The sequence below is a fragment of the Arthrobacter hankyongi genome (genome assembly GCF_022012395.1).
Lineage (GTDB): Bacteria > Actinomycetota > Actinomycetes > Actinomycetales > Micrococcaceae > Crystallibacter > Crystallibacter hankyongi.
Window position 1 is genome coordinate 37039 of sequence record NZ_JAKLTQ010000007.1, and the last position, 13529, is coordinate 50567.

Sequence of the window (13529 nt, forward strand, 5' to 3'; positions counted from 1 at the left end):
GCTGGGGACAATTCGGGACGTAAATACTTTTTCCGAATACCCGCCATCAAGCTTTCCGCAGATCAGATGATTATCCAGGAGTGTAGGAAAATGGCTCTTTCGGCTCTCACCGCCCGCAAGCCCATCCTGGCCACCGCGGCCCTGGCCGCAGCGCTGGCACTGGCCGGCTGCGCCGGCACCGCCGACGCCGGCAGCGGGTCCACCGCGGCGGCCACCGAAGCTGCACCCGGGGCAAAGGCGCCCCTGTTCGCCGAACTGCCCGAGGACATCCAGAAGGCCGGCAAGATCAACGTGGCCAGCAATGTCGAGTACCCGCCGTTCGAATCCTTCGACACCGACGGCACCACGATCGTCGGCATCGACCGCGACATCGCCGACGAGCTGGAGAAGCAGCTGGGCGTGACGCTGGAGTTCAACAACATCGCCTTCGACGCGATCATCCCGGGCCTGGCCGCGGACCGCTACGACATGGCCATGTCCGCGATGTCCGACACGGTCGAGCGGCAGAAGCAGGTGGACTTCGTCGACTACTTCTCCGCCGGCGGCGGCATCATGACGTCCACCGCCAACGCAGCCAGCCTCAAGACCCTGGACGACCTGTGCGGCAAGTCGGTGGGCATCGTCAAGGGCACCACCGAGGATGCCGACGCCGCCGAACAGTCCGAGAAGTGCAAGACCGCCGGCAAGGACCCGCTGCAGACCACCATCTACGCCGGCCAGAACCAGGCCGTACTGGCGGTGCAGAGCGGACGCGTGGATGCCTTCCTGGTCGATTCGACCTCCGGCTCGGTGATCGCCGCGGAAAGCAAGGGCCAGCTGGTCCAGGGTCCGCGCTACCAGGACCTGGCCTTCGGCATCGTCTTCCCCAAGGACAGCGACCAGCTCACCGCAGCGGTCCAGAAGGCGATGGGCGCGCTCAAGGCCGACGGCAGCTATGAGAAGATCCTGGCCAAGTACGACATGGCCGACCATGCCATGAAGGACTTCCCGGTCAACGGGGTCAAGAAGTGACCCGGACCGCCCCGGACCGGCTGGACGAGGACCTGCCGGTCCTGCCGGCCCGGTACACCGGCCGCTGGGTGGCGGCCGTGGTGGTGGCCGGTGCCGCCGTGATGATCGTGTACGCGATGTTCACCAACGAGCGCTTCCAGTGGGACGTGGTGGGCCAGTACCTGTTCGCCCCTCCGGTGCTGTCGGGGCTGCTGAACACCCTGCTGCTCACCGCCGTGTCCATGGCCATCGGCATTGTGCTGGGCATCGCCGTCGCCGTCTGCCGGCTCTCGGCCAACCCGATCCTGTCCTGCGCCGCCTGGGCCTACTCCTGGTTCTTCCGCGGCACCCCGCTGATGGTCCAGCTGCTGTTCTGGTTCTTCATGGCGGCCCTGGTACCGAAGATCGTCCTGGGCATCCCGTTCGGGCCCAGCTTCTTCGAGATCCAGACCAACGCGGTGATCTCGCCCTTTACCGCCGCGCTGCTCGGGCTGAGCCTGAACGAAGGCGCGTACATGGGCGAGATCGTCCGCTCGGGCATCCGGGCCATCTCCAAGGGACAGACCGAGGCCGCCAAGGCCATCGGCATGTCCCGGGCCCAGACCATGCGCCGGGTGGTGCTGCCCCAGGCCATGCGGGTGATCATCCCGCCGACGGGCAACGAGACCATCGGCATGCTCAAGTACACCTCGCTGGTGATCGTGATCGGCTACAGCGAGCTGCTGACCTCGGTCTCGATCATCTACTCGCGCACCTTCCAGACCATCCCGCTGCTGATCGTGGCCGCCATCTGGTACCTGGCCGTCACGGCGGTGCTGTCCGTGGGCCAGTACTACGTCGAACGCCACTTCGAGCGGGGCTTCTCGCCGGTGCGCCCGGTCCGGGCCGGCAGGAATTCCGGCCGGCCGTCGGGACCCGCCCCGGCGGTGCCCGCTGCGGCCGCCGCCTCCCCCGCCGTCGAACTGGAGAGACTGAAATGAATGATCCGATCGTCAGCGCCCGCGGCGTGCGCAAGTCCTTCGGCCATGTCGAGGTGCTCAAGGACATCAGCCTGGACGTGCACGCCGGCGAGGTCGCCTGCCTGCTCGGCCCCTCCGGCTCCGGCAAGAGCACCTTCCTGCGCTGCATCAACCATCTGGAGAAGATCGACGGCGGCCAGCTGTGGGTGCACGGCGAACGGATCGGCTACCGGCGTGCCGGCGGCAGGCTGCGCGAACTGAAGGAACACGAGACCTCGCGCCAGCGTGCCTCGGTGGGCATGGTGTTCCAGCAGTTCAACCTGTTCCCGCACCGCACCGCGCTGGAGAACGTCATCGAAGGCCCGCTCATCGTGCAGCGCCGGCCCAAAGCCGAGGTCCGGGCCGAAGGCATGGCGCTGCTGGAGCGGGTGGGGCTGGCGGACAAGCACAGCCACTATCCCGGCCAGCTCTCCGGCGGCCAGCAGCAGCGGGTGGCGATCGCCCGGGCGCTGGCCCTGAAACCCTCGGTGATGCTCTTCGACGAACCGACCTCGGCGCTGGACCCCGAGCTGGTCGGCGAGGTGCTGGACGTGATGGTGCAACTGGCCGCCTCGGGCATGACCATGATCGTGGTCACCCACGAGATGGGCTTCGCCAAGGAAGTCGGCGATGTCGTGCACTTCATGGCCGACGGCAGCCTGGTCGAAAGCGGCGATCCCCGGCAGGTGCTCGAAGACCCCCGCGAGGCCCGCACCCAGGCCTTCCTGTCCAAGGTGCTGGCATGAGCGCGGTACCCTCGCTCTCCGCCCCGGACCCGGTGCTGCGCTCCGGCGGCAGCGCGCCGGAGCGCAATCCCGCGGTCACGGCACTGCAGCAGGCGCTGGGTGCCAAGGTCGCCGTCGACCTCCAGACCCGGACGAGCCGGTCACGGGACCGCTCGCACCTGCCGCACGGGGTGGCGGACGCCGTCGTCCGCTGCGCATCGACCGAGGACGTCGCCGCCGCGGTGCGGATCTGCGCCGCCCACGGTGTCCCGGTGGTGCCGATCGGCGCCGGCACCGGGCTCGAAGGCGGCGCCAACGCCCGCCCCGGCTGGGTCAGCATCGATCTGTCGCCGATGGACCGGATCCTGCGCCTGGGCCCGGCGGACCTGGACGCCACGGTCCAGGCGGGCGTGCTGAAAAGCCAGCTGAACGCCGCCCTCGAACCGCTGGGACTGTGGTTCCCGGCCGGGCCCGGGGTGGACGCGAGCTTCGGCGGGATGGCCTCGACCTCGGCCAGCGGCACCATGGCGGTGCGCTACGGGACCCTGCGCGAGAACGTGCTGGGCCTGACCGTCGTGCTGGCCAGCGGTCAGGTCGTCCGCACCGGCGGCCGGGCCCGCAAGTCCGCCGCCGGGTACGACCTGACCCGCCTGTTCGTGGGCGCCGAGGGCACGCTCGGGATCATCACCGAGGTGACGGTGCGCCTGCACGGACAGCCCGAGGCCGTCTCCGCGGCCGTCTGCAGCTTCCCCACGCTGGCGGACGCCACCCTGGTGGTGCAGGAGGCGGTCCAGGCCGGGATCCCCGTGGCCCGGGTGGAACTGCTCGATGAAGCCATGGTGGCGGCGGTCAACGCGTATTCGGCGACCGGGCTGCCGGAAGCGGCGGCGCTGTTCTTCGAGTTCCACGGCACGCCCCGGTCCGTGCAGGAACAGGCCGGGCAGCTGCGCGAGATCGCCGCGGCCCACGGCGGCACCGGCTTCGATGCCGCCGTGGGGCCGCAGGAACGGGACCGGCTCTGGCAGGCACGCACCGACGTGCTGCCCTCCTGCCAGGCGCTGCTGGCGGGCTCCGTCACCTGGTCCACCGACGTCTGCGTGCCGATCTCCCGGCTCGCCGAGTGCATCACCGCCACCCAGGCCGACATCGCCGCCTCCGGCGTCACCGCACCGATCGCCGGGCACGCCGGGGACGGCAACTTCCATCTGGCCTTCGTGCTGGCCCCGGACGACGAGCAGGCGCATGCCGCGGCGGCCGGAGTCAACGAACGCATGGTGGCACGCGCGCTGGCCATGGGCGGCACCTGCACCGGGGAACACGGCATCGGGATGGGCAAACTCGCGGCCCTGGCCGCCGAACACGGCCCCGGTGTGCAGGTCATGGCCGCGGTCAAGGCGGCCCTGGACCCGCAGCACATCCTGAACCCGGGAAAGGTCCTGGCATGAAACTCTCCCGCGCCCTGGCCATGGTCTCGCTCCGGATCCCGGCGCCTCGGTCCGCAGCCCAGGCCCTGGCCCGCTGCCACACCGTCGATGACCTGCGGCGGCTGGCCGCCCGCCGGCTGCCCCGGTCGGTCATGGACTATATCGACGGCGGGGCCGACGCCGAGCAGAGCCTGGCCGACAATACCGCGGCCTTCGCCCGGTACCGGTTCACGCCGTCGGTGCTGGCCGACGTCAGCGCACCGGACACCGGGACCACCATCCTGGGCCGGCCGGCTGCCGCACCGCTGGGCTTCGCCCCCACCGGCTACACCCGGATGATCAGCCCCGACGGCGAACCCGCGGTGGCCCGCGCGGCCGCCGCGGCCGGCCTGCCCTACGCGCTCTCCACCATGGCCACCGCGTCGCTGGAGGAACTGGCCGCGGGCCCGGCGGCCGACCGCTGGTTCCAGCTGTATGTCTGGAAGGACCGGGCCAAAACCTTCGAACTGGTCCGCCGCGCGGCCGACGCCGGCTACCGTGTGCTGGAGCTCGCCGTGGACACCGCGGTGCCCGGCAACCGGCTGCGGGATGTCCGCAACGGCTTCACCATCCCGCCGCGGCTGACCGCCGGCAGCCTGCTGGACATCGGGGCCAAGCCGGGCTACTGGACCCGCCTGCTGCGGGCCCCGGACCTGGAGTTCGCCAACCTGGCCGACAGCCCGGATGGCCCCGGCTATACCATCGAGAATATCGGCGCCCAGTTCGACCCCGCGGTGACCTGGTCCGAGCTGGCCGCGCTGCGGGCCGCCTGGCCCGGCCGGCTGCTGCTCAAAGGTCCGGTCGGTCCGTCCGACGCCGTGCGCGCCCGCGACCTGGGCGTGGACGGCGTGCACCTGTCCAACCACGGCGGCCGCCAGCTGGACCGCACGGTGGCGCCGGCCGACCTGATCGCCCCGGTGCGGCAGGCCGCCGGCGCGGACTTCGCCATCGTCGTGGACTCCGGCATCCGGCACGGCGCCGACATTGCCGCCGCCCTCGCCCTGGGCGCGGACCTGGCGATGGTCGGCCGGCCCTATCTCTGGGCGCTGGCCGCCGCCGGCGAACCCGGCGTCGCCCGGCTGGCCGAACTGCTGACCGGCCAGTTCCGGCGGACCATGGCACTGCTGGGTGTGGCCAGCGTGGCCGAACTGCGCCGCCGCGGCCCGCAGCTGCTCGCCGGCGCCGGCGGGCCGGTGCTGCCCGCCGACCTCCTGCCCGTCCTCCCCTGACCTCCGGAAGGAAGCTGATGAACGTACCAGCTGCCAGTCCCGTCCCGGCACTGGCCCCGCCCGGCGGCACGGCCCCGCAGCCGCGCCCCGGCATCGCCGCGCTGCCCAGCTACTCCCGCTCCGCCGCCAAGTCGCGCGTGCGCTGGATCGCGTCCTCGAACGAGACCCCGGCACCGCCCTCGCCGGCAGTGCAGGCGGCCATCACCGCGGCCGGGGCCGGCGCCAACCGGTACCCGAGCCTGGCCGGCGACCAGCTGGTCGCCGCGGTCGCGGCCCGGCTGGGCCTCGACGCCGGGCAGGTGGTGGCCGGCGCCGGCTCGCTGGCCCTGCTGCAGCTGCTGCTCACCGTTTACACCGGTCCGGGGGACGAAGTGGTCTATGCCTGGCGCAGCTACGAGGCCTACCCGATCCTCACCGGCGTGGCCGGCGCCACCGCCGTCGAAATCCCACTGGCCCCCGGCGCCCGGCACGATCTGCCGGCCATGGCCGCCGCCCTGACCCCCGCGGCCCGCGCGGTGATTGTGTGCAGCCCGAACAACCCGACCGGCACCGTGGTCCGCCACGATGACCTGCTGCGGTTCCTGCAGCAGGTCCCCCCGCACGTGCTGGTCATCCTGGACGAGGCCTACCGGGAGTTCGCCCGGCCGGAACACGACGCGGCGGCGCTGCTGGCCGATCATCCCAACCTGGTGATCCTGCGGACCTTCTCCAAGGCCTACGGGCTGGCCGGGCTCCGCGCCGGCTACCTGGCCGCCTCCGCAGACATCGCGGGCATGCTCCGGCGGGCCGCCCCGCCGTTCCCGCTCAGCCTGGTCACCGAGGCCGCGGCCGTGGCCGCCTGGGCCGAGCCCGCCCGGACCGCCCGGATGGTGGCCGGGATCGTGGCCGAACGGGACCGGCTGGCCGGCGAGCTGCGCCACCGGGGCATTCCGGTGCCGCCCAGCGGCGGGAACTTCCTGTGGATTCCGGCCGGCGAGCTCGCCCTCGACCTGGAAGCCGCCTGCCTGACCCATTCGGTCTCCGTGCGGGCCTTCGCCGGCGACGGCGTCCGGGTGACGATCGTGGGCCGCGAAGCGTCGACGGCGGTGCTCGCCGCCGTCGACGCCGTCCCCGGCCTGGCCTTCCCCGACCTTGACCGCCGCCCGGCCGCCGCCGGGACAGAGTGAGGAGCACCAGCATGGCAACCGCACCACACGCCGACTTCTTCGACGTCGAAGTCACCGAAATCGAGGCGGCCTCCGACTCGGTCCTGGCCCTGCGGCTCGAGCATCCCCAGGGCGATGCCCTGCCCGGCTGGCAGCCCGGCGCGCACGTGGACGTGCTGCTGCCGAATGGGCTGCTGCGCCAGTATTCGCTCTGTTCCCGGCCCGAGGACTCCTTCTGGCGCCTGGGCGTGCTGCGCGAGCCCGCCGGCCGCGGCGGCTCGGCCTGGATCCACGATGAACTGCGGCCGGGCACCAAGCTGCAGGTGCGCGGACCGCGGAACAACTTCGCCCTGGAGCCGGCCGGCCGGTACCTGTTCATCGCCGGCGGCATCGGAATTACCCCGATCCTGCCGATGGTCCGGCAGGCGGAGGCCGCCGGGGCGGACTGGACGCTGCTCTACCTGGGCCGCAGCCGCACCTCGATGGCCTTCCGGGACGAGCTGGTTGGGTACGGGGACCGGGTCCGCTTCCACGCCGACGACGAATCCGGCATCTTTCCGCTCCAGCCGCTGCTGGCCGGGCTCGATCCGGCCGCCCAGGTCTACGCCTGCGGGCCGGCACCGCTGCTCAACGCCCTGGACACGCTGACCGCGGACTGGTCCGGCCGCTACCACTTCGAGCGGTTCACCGCCGCCCCGGAGGCCGCTGGCGCGCCGGCGAAGGAGGACACCGAGTTCGTGGTCGAAACCGCCGACGGCACCGAGATCACCGTCCCCGCGGACACCACCATCCTGCAGGCCCTGATGGACGCCGGCGTCCCGGTGCTGAATTCCTGCCGCGAAGGCATCTGCGGCACCTGCGAGACGCCGGTCATTTCCGGCGAGATCGACCACCGGGATGCCCTGCTCTCGGACGAGGAACGTGCGGCCGGGGACACCATGATGATCTGCGTCTCGCGCTGCAGGGGTCGCCGGCTGGTGCTGGACATTTGAGCCGCCGGACGTTGGCTACCGACGCCGGCCCGGTACCCTTACCGGATCCCGGCCCCGGGAGCCTGCGGCCGGGATCCGGGCCGCGGCCGGCGGTGCCGCCGCCGGCCGCGGGCTGACGACGGCGGCGCGGATGAGGACGACGACGGCGGCCGTCCCGGCGGCCGCCCACATGGCCTGCCGTGCCCAGTCCAGTGCGGCGCCGGCGGCGGAACCGGCCGGGTAGTGCGGCAACAGGGCAGCTTCCACGGCCGCGCCGATCGGGATGGTGAGCCCGGCCAGCAGGCCGGTCAGGCCGGGCCGCCCGATCCGGCTGCCGACGGCCCCCAGCAGCAGCCCCAGGACCATGCCGGGCGCCCACCAGAAGCGCAGCTCATGCCAGAACCCGAGGAATGCCGTCTGGCGCAGTACCGCATCCATGCCGGAGTACGCCACCGTGGCCGCCGCGAGCGCCAGCACCCCGGCCACCGCCCCGGCGAAGCGCGTGCCCGCGAACCGGCCCGCCAGCACCGCCGCTGCCGCCCAGCAGCAGCCGGCGTTCAGCACCACGCTGGCCGCCGCGGCGGCCTGCAGCCACTGCCCTCCCGCGTCCGCCGCCAGTCCGGCCAGCAGCCCCCGGGGCGCCGCCGCGGCATTGGCGGCGGAGGCCGCGGCTCCCATTACCGCCGCAGCGGCCAGGCCGGCGGTGGTTTTTCCCAGAAGCTTCACCGGGCAAGCCTAGGTGCCGGGTCCGACAGCCACGCTACCGCCGCGCGGGTTCGCGCAGCAGCCGAAGCCGGCTGACCATCCGGAAGGCATCCGGGCGGCCATCCGCCGCCGAATCGCAGAAGGCCTGCCGGTCCAGGTCCGAGAACAGGAACACCTGGATGTCCGCGTCGCAGAGGATGTCCAGCACGCCGATGAACCGCTGCCGGGCCTCGCGGCCCACGTCCGCGAAGCCCGGCACGTCCGTGATGAACCAGCGGCTGAACCGCCGGGCCCAGGCCAGGTATTCGGCCCGGGACGTCGGGGCCTGGCACAGCTGGCCGAAGCTGATCCACAGCTCGCTGCCCCGGACCGCGGACACGGCGAAATCCCGCGAACCCACGGCCAGGGTCCGGGCCTCGGTGGCCCCCGGACGCCGGAACGGTCCGTCCGGCAGGTCTGCCTCGTCGCCGGCGGCGAGCCACGCACCGCCGGCAAACCCCGTCTCCGCGCCGCCGGCCGCCGTGCGGTAGTCGGTCTCCCCGGCCAGCTCCAGCACGTCCATGTTGCGGGTGATCAACTCGATCCCGGGCTCGAACAGATGGTGCCACATCGGGTCCGGCAGCAGCGCGGACGGGGCGTAGTTCGAGCTGGCCAGCAGCACCACGCCGGAATCGAACAGCCGGCGCAGCAGCCGGGCCAGCAGCGCGGCATCGGCCGGGTCATGCACGTGGAATTCGTCGAAGCAGAGCACCCGCGCCCCGCCGACCAGTCCGTCCACGGCCCGGTTCACGGCGTCGGGCCGCGTGCGGTGTTCGTGGATGCGCCGGTGCAGGGCCTCGAAGAAACCGTGGAAGTGGACGCGGCGCTTCTGCTCGACCGGCAGCGCGCGGAAGAAGGCATCCAGCAGCCAGGACTTGCCCCGGCCGGCCTTTCCCCAGACATACAGGCTCCGGGGCGGCGCTGCCCGGCGGCCAACCAGCTCCGCTCCCAGCTGCAGCATCCGGTCCCGGACCACCAGCTGCGGCCCGCCGAGCTCGAACCCCGCGTGCCGGGCGTCCCGGGCGATGGCTTCGGCAAGCTGGAGTCGGATTCGGTCGCTGCGCGGCATCCCTCCATTCTCACCGATGGTCCGCAGGTTCCGCCGACGCGCCGTTCGGGCCGCGGAACTGGTTGAATGGCTTGCGGGAACCGGGACCGGCGGCATGTCCGGTCCCTCAAACCGAAGGGACACAGTGGCAACAACCGAACCGGTGGAGGTGGGCCTGGACGAGGCCATCGCCCGCGCGGCCTGTCTCGCCGTGCCCGGCAGGCGCCGCATCCTGGGCATCGTCGGAGCGCCCGGGGCGGGCAAGTCCACGCTGGCCGAACAGCTGGTCCGGGCGCTGGGCAGCGAGCGCGCCGTGCTCGTGCCGATGGACGGCTACCACCTGGCCAACACTGTGCTGGAGGACCTGGGCCGGCGGGACCGCAAGGGCGCCGTTGACACCTTCGACGACGCCGGCTTCGCGTCCCTGCTGGAACGGCTCCACGCCCAGCGTCCGGACGCCGTCGAAATCATCTACGCCCCTCACTTCCGGCGCGACCTCGAGGAACCCATCGGCTCCGCGCAGCCGGTCCCCGGGCACATTCCCCTGGTCATCACCGAGGGCAACTACCTGCTCCAGGACAGCGGGGCCTGGCCGCGCGTGCGCGCCTGCCTGGACGAGGCCTGGTTCATCGCGCCGGACGAGCCGCTGCGCCACGCACGGCTGATCGAGCGGCACGAACGGTACGGCAAGTCCGCCGCGGAGGCACGCCGCTGGGCGCTGGGCAGCGACCAGCGCAACGCCGAGCTGATCGAAGCCTCCGCGGCACGGGCGGACTGGATCATCCGGATCCGCTGAATTCCGGGGCCGGCCGCGCCCGGCTTCAGCCCCAGATCCTGCTCGGCTGTCACCCAGTTGCGGGCAATAGCCGTCTGTGCGGCGGCCAGCGGCACCTTCCCGGCGCAGACGGCCGTCCTCAGCCGGTCCTCCAGAGCATCCTTCGGATTGCTGGTGCCCGAAGCCCCTTTCCGGTTGGGCTCGGGCCACAGGTTGGACACCGCGTTGGCCCCTCCGAGCTCCAGCGAGACCAGATGGTCGTATTCGGTCGATACCGAGGACCGCAGGCCGTAGGCCTTCAGGCTGGCGGCCTTGAAGGCGCGGATCGCGCCGGCCGGGGGACGGACCCGCCTGGTGTAGCCGGGACGGCAGATCGTGGCGCCGATGTTGGCCTGGGTCACGGCCGGATCAATGGACCCGGGCGTACAGAGCGGATCGGGCAGGTAGAGCCCGCGCGCCGCGTCAACCCTCCGCACCGTGCACTCTCCGGGGGCCAGCATCTCGTCCTGGGCCACCTTCCCCGGCGACCCCACCGCCTTCAGCCCCGGGAGCGAGGTTCCGGCCGGCGGGAGGGCCGTATCCGCGGCCATCCGCCACAGCACGAACAGGGCGGCGGCGACGGCGATGACGGCGGCGGCACCCGCCATGACCAGCAACCACCGCGGGATCCTCATACCGTGTAGGTATACGCCCGGCCCCGGCCGGCGGCCAGCCGGTCGGGCTCCGGACGGCGCCGTCGGGCACGGCAGTCAGGCAGCGGCGGAAGCGCGGCGGCCCCGGGCCCGCCGGACCCGGTCCCCCGGTGCCGGCTCAATCCCGCAGCGGGATGCCCTTGGCATCGACGCGGAACATCTGCGCCCCGCAGAGGATCATGATGCCTTCGACAAAGCCCCACAGGCCGACCAGACCGAAGGTGAAGGCGCCGAGGACCAGGGTCAGCAGCAGCTGGATGACACCGATGGTGGTGTGGCCCAGGTAGAACCGGTGGATGCCCAGGCCGCCCAGGAAGATGCCGAGCAGGCCGGCGGCCAGCTTGGACTTCTGGACCGAGGGCAGCTGGTAGGCCGGGTACGGCTGGGCGTAGCCGGGCGGCGGGACCTGCTGCTGGTACGGGTCCTGCCGCTGTGCCTGGTACAGATCCTGCTGCGGCGCCCCGGCCGGGAAGCCCGGCTGCTGCGACGGGTACCCCTGCTGCTGGTCTGACATGGTGTTCCTCTCCTGGTACGAGCGATGGCTGGGACAGTCCTGCTGGCCGGGGCCGCGGTCCCGGCCGTGGCCCCGGGTCCTTCCAGACCCGCCCCGCCCCCGAATGTGGCCAGACCTGCCCAATTACCCTATCGGCAGTTGCCGGGCAGTCCGTTAGGCGCCCTCGGACGGCAGCGGCGGCCGGCAGCAGACCAACGACAGCTGGCCGGTGACCGCCAGGCTCCCGGCCGTAAACGGGACCGCCAGTGTGTCCCCCTTGGCCAGGGGCGATGCCGGTGCGTTGGCCGGTTCGAGCGTGCCGGCGCCGTCAACGACCACGAGGACGCTGAACCCGGCGTCCAGGGTCGTCGATCCGGACACATCCAGGCGCTCGGCGCGGAAGTATTTCCGGCTCAGGTCCGCCAGCGTGCCGGCGCCCAGACCCTGCCGGATGACCAGTTGCCGGATCCCGTCGGCCGGCCAGCCACGCAGGTCCGCTGCTACCAGCGCGGTACCGAACCCCAGTCCCAGGTGGCCCTCGGCTTCGCCGTCGATGGCAAAGCCTTTCCACTCGAGGAGGATCGACAGGTCTTCGGGCTCCTGCACCTCGACGATGAATACCCCGGCCCCGATTGCATGGGGCAGCCCGGGCGGCACGAAGACGCTGTCCCCCGGTGCGACCTCGAGCCGGTGCATGGCACCGAGCATCGCCTCCACGTCCTGGCCGGCCACCCACGCGTCCAGTTCGGCCCGGTCCACGTCCCGCTTGAAGCCGAGGTGGACCTCTCCCCCGTCCAGGATGTACCAGGCTTCCGCCTTGCCGTGGCGGCGTTCCAGGTACTCCTGCACGAACGGCCGCGCGGGGTGGAGATGGACCGGCAGCCGCTGGCCGGCGTCCAGCAGCTTGACCAGAAGCTTGGTGTCGGCACCCCAGACGGCGACGTGCTCCGGGCCGAGCCAGGCACCCGGGTCCGCGGTGACCGCATCGACCAGCCGGCGGCCGTCCGGCAGACGGCTCAGGCCGGTTTCCGGCTCGCCGAACAGCGTCGTCGTGGACGCGATCCAATCCTCCGGCACCCGGTCGCCCGGCGCCGCTGTGCCCCGCAGCGCGCGGATCTTTTCGCCGCCCCGGTAAAAGCGGTCCGGCGGCTGGTTGCTGCCCAGATAGACAGGGGCGATCATGGCGTTCCTCCGTGGTTCCCGACATTGCGATTGTGCAGGACGCCGGACCGAAAAGCACCGGTTGCCGGTCATTCAATTGGTGTTTCCAGCCCGAAACGCCAGCCTGCCGGATTGAACGGTTAAGCCGGTGTAGACTTCCTGCGCGGAGCGCCGCTCCGCCGTTTGTGTTTCAGTTGGGGGAATCATGCGTAACAACCTGTCGTTTCGTCCTGCCCATTTTCTGCAGGGGCTGTTGGCCTTGGCCCGCAGGCTCCGATTCCGGGCAGGGACGGGCCGTGGCACGGCCGCGAAGACGGCTGCCTGGGGCGTGCCGGCCCTGGCTCTGGGGCTGGTGCTCACCGGCTGCGGCGCGCCGGCAGCCGAAGAGGGACAGGAATCCGCCGCGGCCTCCTCTTCGCCCGCCGCCTCACCGAGTCCGAGTGCCAGCGGCACGGTCCTGGCCTTCTGCGACGTCGAGGACCAGCGCAAGCTGCTCCGGTCCGGGGTGTACGTCTGCACCGCCACTGACACCGGCCTGTTGGTGTGGATGACCCTCGCCGCCCATGCGGACATCACCGCCGAGCGTGAGGCCATAGCGGCAGCGCAGGCGGAGGAAGAAGCGGCCAAGAAGGCAGCGGCCGAAAAGCAGGCCAAGGAGGAAGCTGCCAAGAAGAAGGCAGCGGAAAAGAAGGCCCGCGAAGCAGCCGCCAAGAAGAAGGCCGCGGCGGAGAATAAGGCCCGGGCCGAGGCCGCGCGGCAGGCGGCGGAACAGGCCGCCCAGGAAGAAGCGGCGCAGCGGGCCGCCGAGAAGGCCGCGCAGGAGGCCGCCCGGCAGGCGCAGCAGGAGGCCGCCCAGCAGGCACAGCAACAGGCACCGGCGTGGTATTCCAACTGTTCGGAGGCCCGGGCGGCCGGCGCTGCTCCGCTCTACGCGGGACAAGCCGGCTACAGCAGCAAGCTGGACCGCGACGGCGACGGCGTCGCCTGCGAATAGCCGCCTCCCCGAGAAGGTCGTGCGGCCGGTGGGTGTTCCAGACACGCACCGGCCGGCGGACTGCCTCAGGCCCGGCCCGGCCGGCTGACCGTTTCGCCGAT

Annotated in this window: 13 protein-coding genes; 9 read left to right on the forward strand and 4 right to left on the reverse strand. The window is 71.9% G+C overall.

Going from position 1 to position 13529, the window contains the following annotated elements:
• The first annotated feature begins 90 nt into the window (after positions 1–90).
• Genes LVY72_RS11220 through LVY72_RS11250 form a run of 7 tightly spaced genes read left to right on the forward strand, consistent with a single transcriptional unit; the run spans position 91 to position 7542 of the window.
• Positions 91–1011 carry an ABC transporter substrate-binding protein gene (locus LVY72_RS11220; RefSeq protein ID WP_237820837.1) on the forward strand — a complete coding sequence of 307 codons (921 nt, stop codon included), beginning with the start codon at positions 91–93 and terminating at the stop codon, positions 1009–1011.
• Entirely contained in the window at positions 1008–1970 is a 963-nt protein-coding gene (locus LVY72_RS11225) for an amino acid ABC transporter permease (RefSeq protein WP_237820839.1), read from the forward strand. The genes LVY72_RS11220 and LVY72_RS11225 overlap by 4 nt, the downstream gene beginning before the upstream one ends.
• Positions 1967–2734: an amino acid ABC transporter ATP-binding protein gene (locus LVY72_RS11230; protein WP_237820841.1), complete on the forward strand. Its 768-nt coding sequence runs from the start codon at positions 1967–1969 to the stop codon at positions 2732–2734. Before LVY72_RS11225 ends, LVY72_RS11230 begins: the two co-directional genes overlap by 4 nt.
• A complete protein-coding gene (locus LVY72_RS11235) occupies positions 2731–4158 on the forward strand; it encodes an FAD-binding oxidoreductase (protein ID WP_237820843.1) in 1428 nt (475 codons plus the stop codon). Before LVY72_RS11230 ends, LVY72_RS11235 begins: the two co-directional genes overlap by 4 nt.
• Positions 4155–5405, forward strand: a complete 1251-nt coding sequence (locus LVY72_RS11240; RefSeq protein WP_237820845.1) for an alpha-hydroxy acid oxidase — start codon at positions 4155–4157, stop codon at positions 5403–5405. Before LVY72_RS11235 ends, LVY72_RS11240 begins: the two co-directional genes overlap by 4 nt.
• Before the next feature lie 17 nt (positions 5406–5422).
• A complete protein-coding gene (locus LVY72_RS11245) occupies positions 5423–6571 on the forward strand; it encodes a histidinol-phosphate transaminase (protein WP_237820847.1) in 1149 nt (382 codons plus the stop codon).
• 11 nt (positions 6572–6582) lie between these two features.
• Complete coding sequence (locus LVY72_RS11250; protein ID WP_237820849.1) at positions 6583–7542, forward strand: PDR/VanB family oxidoreductase; 960 nt, start codon at positions 6583–6585, stop codon at positions 7540–7542.
• A gap of 15 nt (positions 7543–7557) precedes the next feature.
• Here LVY72_RS11250 and LVY72_RS24310 read toward each other — a convergent pair whose 3' ends face one another.
• Together LVY72_RS24310 and zapE are read right to left on the reverse strand one after the other, a co-directional pair.
• Complete coding sequence (locus LVY72_RS24310; RefSeq protein WP_269092422.1) at positions 7558–8247, reverse strand: hypothetical protein; 690 nt, start codon at positions 8245–8247, stop codon at positions 7558–7560.
• A 34-nt stretch (positions 8248–8281) separates the two neighbouring features.
• The gene (gene zapE / locus LVY72_RS11265; protein WP_237820853.1) at positions 8282–9334 is read right to left on the reverse strand and encodes a cell division protein ZapE; all 1053 of its coding nucleotides are present in this window, start codon (positions 9332–9334) and stop codon (positions 8282–8284) included.
• A 124-nt stretch (positions 9335–9458) separates the two neighbouring features.
• Here zapE and LVY72_RS11270 point away from each other — a divergent pair, with 124 nt between their 5' ends.
• Positions 9459–10109, forward strand: coding sequence for a nucleoside/nucleotide kinase family protein (locus LVY72_RS11270; RefSeq protein WP_237820855.1), 651 nt, complete (start codon positions 9459–9461; stop codon positions 10107–10109).
• Positions 10110–10898: 789 nt separating this feature from the next.
• Here LVY72_RS11270 and LVY72_RS11275 read toward each other — a convergent pair.
• On the reverse strand, positions 10899–11294 hold the full coding sequence (locus LVY72_RS11275) for a TM2 domain-containing protein (RefSeq protein ID WP_237820857.1): 396 nt from the start codon (positions 11292–11294) through the stop codon (positions 10899–10901).
• A gap of 153 nt (positions 11295–11447) precedes the next feature.
• On the reverse strand, positions 11448–12455 hold the full coding sequence (locus tag LVY72_RS11280) for a class I mannose-6-phosphate isomerase (protein ID WP_237820859.1): 1008 nt from the start codon (positions 12453–12455) through the stop codon (positions 11448–11450).
• A gap of 307 nt (positions 12456–12762) precedes the next feature.
• On the opposite strand from LVY72_RS11280, the gene LVY72_RS11285 reads away from it, so the two are divergent.
• Positions 12763–13428: an excalibur calcium-binding domain-containing protein gene (locus LVY72_RS11285; RefSeq protein ID WP_237820861.1), complete on the forward strand. Its 666-nt coding sequence runs from the start codon at positions 12763–12765 to the stop codon at positions 13426–13428.
• The last annotated feature ends 101 nt before the right edge of the window (positions 13429–13529 follow it).

Bases quoted from the DNA above. Each gene is read 5' to 3' on its own strand.
- LVY72_RS11235 (WP_237820843.1), top strand. From the start codon at position 2,731: ATGAGCGCGGTACCCTCGCTCTCCGCCCCGGACCCGGTGCTGCGCTCC.
- LVY72_RS11230 (WP_237820841.1), top strand. From the start codon at position 1,967: ATGAATGATCCGATCGTCAGCGCCCGCGGCGTGCGCAAGTCCTTCGGC.
- LVY72_RS11240 (WP_237820845.1), top strand. From the start codon at position 4,155: ATGAAACTCTCCCGCGCCCTGGCCATGGTCTCGCTCCGGATCCCGGCG.
- LVY72_RS11220 (WP_237820837.1), top strand. From the start codon at position 91: ATGGCTCTTTCGGCTCTCACCGCCCGCAAGCCCATCCTGGCCACCGCG.
- LVY72_RS11275 (WP_237820857.1), bottom strand. From the start codon at position 11,294: ATGTCAGACCAGCAGCAGGGGTACCCGTCGCAGCAGCCGGGCTTCCCG.
- zapE (WP_237820853.1), bottom strand. From the start codon at position 9,334: ATGCCGCGCAGCGACCGAATCCGACTCCAGCTTGCCGAAGCCATCGCC.
- LVY72_RS11250 (WP_237820849.1), top strand. From the start codon at position 6,583: ATGGCAACCGCACCACACGCCGACTTCTTCGACGTCGAAGTCACCGAA.
- LVY72_RS11245 (WP_237820847.1), top strand. From the start codon at position 5,423: ATGAACGTACCAGCTGCCAGTCCCGTCCCGGCACTGGCCCCGCCCGGC.
- LVY72_RS11280 (WP_237820859.1), bottom strand. From the start codon at position 12,455: ATGATCGCCCCTGTCTATCTGGGCAGCAACCAGCCGCCGGACCGCTTT.